4 protein-coding genes are annotated in these 3870 nt (G+C 73.2%); 2 read left to right on the top strand and 2 right to left on the bottom strand.

Going from position 1 to position 3870, the window contains the following annotated elements; translation table 11 throughout:
- Window positions 1-1525: SUKH-4 family immunity protein (locus tag GUY60_RS38375; RefSeq protein WP_512700851.1), on the bottom strand; the 1525-nt coding region annotated here is incomplete at its 3' end.
- Between the two features lie 7 nt (window positions 1526-1532).
- Entirely contained in the window at window positions 1533-2546 is a 1014-nt protein-coding gene (locus GUY60_RS35535; protein ID WP_161705512.1) for an HNH endonuclease, read from the bottom strand.
- A gap of 290 nt (window positions 2547-2836) precedes the next feature.
- Between GUY60_RS35535 and GUY60_RS35530 the strand changes: the two genes are divergently transcribed.
- Window positions 2837-3349, top strand: coding sequence for a YwqJ-related putative deaminase (locus GUY60_RS35530; RefSeq protein WP_161705511.1), 513 nt, complete (start codon window positions 2837-2839; stop codon window positions 3347-3349).
- Window positions 3349-3858 (top strand): SUKH-3 domain-containing protein, encoded by a 510-nt coding sequence (locus GUY60_RS35525; protein WP_161705510.1) that lies wholly within the window; start codon window positions 3349-3351, stop codon window positions 3856-3858. The genes GUY60_RS35530 and GUY60_RS35525 overlap by 1 nt, the downstream gene beginning before the upstream one ends.
- The last annotated feature ends 12 nt before the right edge of the window (window positions 3859-3870 follow it).

The raw sequence follows: 3870 nt of genomic DNA, 5'->3' as shown, positions 1-3870 counted from the left end.
TCCCACCCGGACCCATCGCGCTCGGGTCCGCGAACATCGTCGCCGCCTGATGCACACCACCACCGGGCGCACCAGGAGCACCAGGAGCACCGGGAGCCCCAGGCGGACCGGGAGGCTGCGGAGTACCGGGCATACCGGGCGGGCCGGGAGGCTGAGGCGCACCCGGAACACCCATGGCACCCGGAACACCGGGCGGACCAGGAGGCTGCGGCGCACCAGGCGCACCGGGAGCACCGGGCGGACCAGGAGGCTGCGGAGCACCAGGACCCATCCCACCCGGACCCATCGCACTCGGGTCCGCGAACATCGTCGCCGCCTGATGCACACCACCACCGGGCGCACCAGGAGCACCCGGAGCGCCGGGAGCACCAGGCGGACCGGGAGGCTGCGGAGCACCAGGCATACCGGGCGCACCGGGCGGACCAGGCGGCTGCGGCGCACCGGGCGGAGCCGAAGGCAGCTGGGCGTTCAACTCGGCGCTCACTTCAGGAGGAAGCGACGACACCATCTGCGTCGGCACGTACCCACCGGCCGGAGTGCCCGGCGCCCCCGGCCCGGAAGCGGGCGGCGGCTGCGGCTCGGACCGGTCCGGCCCGGCCTCCGCAGCGGCGCCGTCGACCACCGGCGGGGCGGGCGGAGCCGACGGGTATCCGTACGAGGGCGGCTGCGGCGCCACCGGGGCCGCGGGCGGAGACGGCGGCACGGGACCGCCGGGCGCGGGCGGCGCCTCCGACCGCTCCCCGCGCTCATAGGCCGGGGCCACAGCGGTCGGCGGCAACTGGCTGCCGCCCCTCATCAGCGCCGTCTTCGCATCCGGCGCCACCGCGGGCGGCGCCGCGTCGTCGTCGTCCGAACCGGACAGCGGCGGAAGCGCACTGGCGGACGGCGACGCCGACCGGTCGTCGTCCGCGTTCGTGTCCGTACCGGCCCACGGCGTCGCGTCCGTACCCGCCCACGGCGTCCCGTCCGGAGCACCGGGAGCACCCGGCGCGCTCGGCACACCCGGAGCCGTCGGGGCGAGCGGAGCGCTCGGGGCAGCCGGGGCGAGCGGCGCGCTCGGCGGCGGGGACGACTGATCGGACCCGCCCGACGTGGCCGTCGACGAGGACGCCACCGGAGCGGACACCGCATCCGCGCCACCCGGCCGCCGCTCCCCGATGCCCATCTGGTCCGCGGCCTCCTGCAACCACTCCGGCGGACTCAGCAGGAACGACGTCTGATGCAGGTCCACCCGCTCCGGCGGCGCCACCGCGGCGGGCGCCTGCGACGCCGCGTACTCCTCCTCGTACCGCCGGATCACCTCACCCACCGGCAGACCCGGCCACAACGTCGCCTCGCCGCTGTCCCGGGCGATCACCAGACGCTGCCGGCCGCCCTCCGAGCGCGGACCTTCCTCCCGGTCCTCAGCCCAGACGACAAAGCCCAGGTCGAACTCGCGCACCCGCACCTCACGGTGCTGATACGCGGGCACATCGCCGTTGATCCACTCCTCGGCGCGCTCCTGCGCCTGCGCGAACGTCACCATCGCCAGCTCACTCCCCCACCGCCGACAGCGGCACAGCACGCGCGAAGCCACCGTCCACCATCAGGTTCGCCACCGTCTCCAGCTCCGGCGGATTACCCGCCAGCCGGGACAGGAACGCGTCGAAATCCTCACCGCAGGGCAGCAACAGCCGCTCCACCCGGTCCTCTATCGTCCAGCCGTCCCGGTCCCGCGCATCGTCGTACGGGCAGAACCACACCGAACCGAGCCGCTCCCCGCGCACCTTCACCGCGACAATGCCGCCCTGCACGAAAGCCACCCCCAGGTAGTCCTTCGTCAGGTGATCCCGCAGACACTTGTTGACGTAGAACAAGTCATTGACCGCCGCCTCGTCCCGCACCGTGAAGAACGGCTGGTCCACAAGCAGACCCAACTCCGCGTCCAGCGCCGCCCCCGACGGCGCACAGCCACCCGCCGCCTTCAGGAACGAGCGGTACGCACCCGGCAGCCGGTACCCGAGGTCCTCCTCGATACCCAGCAACTGCTGCTCCGTCACCGCGACCGTCGACCGCGGCAGCCCGAAGTGCGCCGGACGCGGCTCCTGCAACGGCCGCGTACCCCGCTTGTGCTGGTCCACCACCGCCGTCGCGATGCCCGCGTGGTGCCGAAGCAGCGCCTTGACCTCCACCGGGATCAGCTCAAGACGACGCGTCCCCGCCACGTGATGCCACGTCCAGCCGTGCGGCGTCGCCACCGCCGGGATCGTGTCCCACAGCTCATGACCGTCCGCCGCCAGCGCCGCGTTCGCCGACACGTAGTCCGTCAGCCGCAACTCGTCCACGCCGAAACCCTCCGGCGGATCCGCGACCTCGGCCGCGGCGCGCGCGTACGGCGAGAAATCCGGGAAGCCCTCCGCACTCATCCGCACACCCCCCGGATGGCGCGCGGCCCGTACCGGGTCCGGGAATTGCACGAGCTGACCGGCGTAAGCCGCGTTCGGCGGCACGGCGTCCCCAGCCTGGGAACTGGGCGATACCCCCAGCCCGAGCCGACCTGTCGTCATGGCGGTTGCCCCCTGCGGCACATCTGAAGGGTTCGGATCGACGATTCCTCGCGGCCGACCCCATACGGCCGACACGCCACAGCCTAAGCGCTGCCGCACCACCGGTCACCGGGCCTCCGCTTCCGTGACCTGCGGTCACCCGCCGTGACGGTCCGACGAAAACGACACAACACACACAGCCCCAGCTTCCGCACCAGCCACCCCATTTGGCAGGCTGTCACCGCACTCGGGGGTGTGCGGAGGTGCCACCAACGGGCCACCACCGCGGGCAAGGGAGGGGACGGAGCACGATGCACACCACACAACCGCAGAGCACGGGCGACCCACGGCTCAGCTGGAGCAGCACCGAAACCACCCCGACACCCGTACTCCGCCACCGCCGCGACGGCATCCTCCCCACCGTCGCCGCCGCCCTCTCCGTACGCGGCGAAACCCTCACCTCCACCGCGGGCCGCGCCGACACCGCACCCGAACTCCACCCCCTCGTACAGGACTTCCTCGACACCCTCACCAGCGGCCAACGCGAACGCTTCACCGGCCGCTGCCCCGAAGCCCTGCTCATCTCCCGGCACCTCACCGCCGTGGAAGCCGGCCGCTCCAAACGCGCCCAGCGCAAACCCCTCACCCCGAGCGAAGCCCGCAAGGCCCTCAAGCACGCGAAGCTCACCACCCGCCGCATCCGCGAAGCCGGCGACCCTCTGCACGGCGCCTTCGCCACCCCCTGCCGCTCCTGCACCGCCCTCATCGACCACTTCGGCGTACGCGTCGTCGCCCCCACCGAACCCACCGAGGGCCAAGGCTGATGACCACCACCGACCGCGCCGCCGCGCGCACCTCCACCACCCGCTTCCCCGTCACCGTCGACGCCGCACTGCGCGCCTCCGGCTGGCAGCCAGGACGCTGGGACATCAAGCAGGCCGAACAGTGGGCCGACATCCTGCGCGAACACACCACCCCCGCGGGCCACCGGCACACCGTCTTCCCCGCCGCCGTCGAGGTCTGGGCCGAATTCGGCGGCCTCACCCTCACCCCCGCGGGACCCGGCCGCCAGATCGCCCCCGAAACCCTGCGCTTCGACCCGCTCTGCGGCCTCCACCTCGCCCGCACCCTCGGCGACCTCGGCCGCGCCCTCGACACCGAGCTGTGCGCCCTCGGCGAAGAGACCGAGACCCAGGCCCTCCTCGCCATCGACACCGAAGGCCGCGTCTACGCCCTCGACCACTCCGGCGACTGGTACCTCGGCTCCGACATCGACGCCGCCCTCGACACCCTGCTCTCCGGCGCCACCCCCGTACGCCTCACCACCGCCTGAACCCGCCCGACC

It is taken from the genome of Streptomyces boluensis (assembly GCF_009908195.1).
In the GTDB taxonomy this organism is placed as follows: Bacteria; Actinomycetota; Actinomycetes; order Streptomycetales; family Streptomycetaceae; genus Streptomyces; species Streptomyces boluensis.
This window is presented reverse-complemented; position numbering and strand designations above follow the sequence as displayed.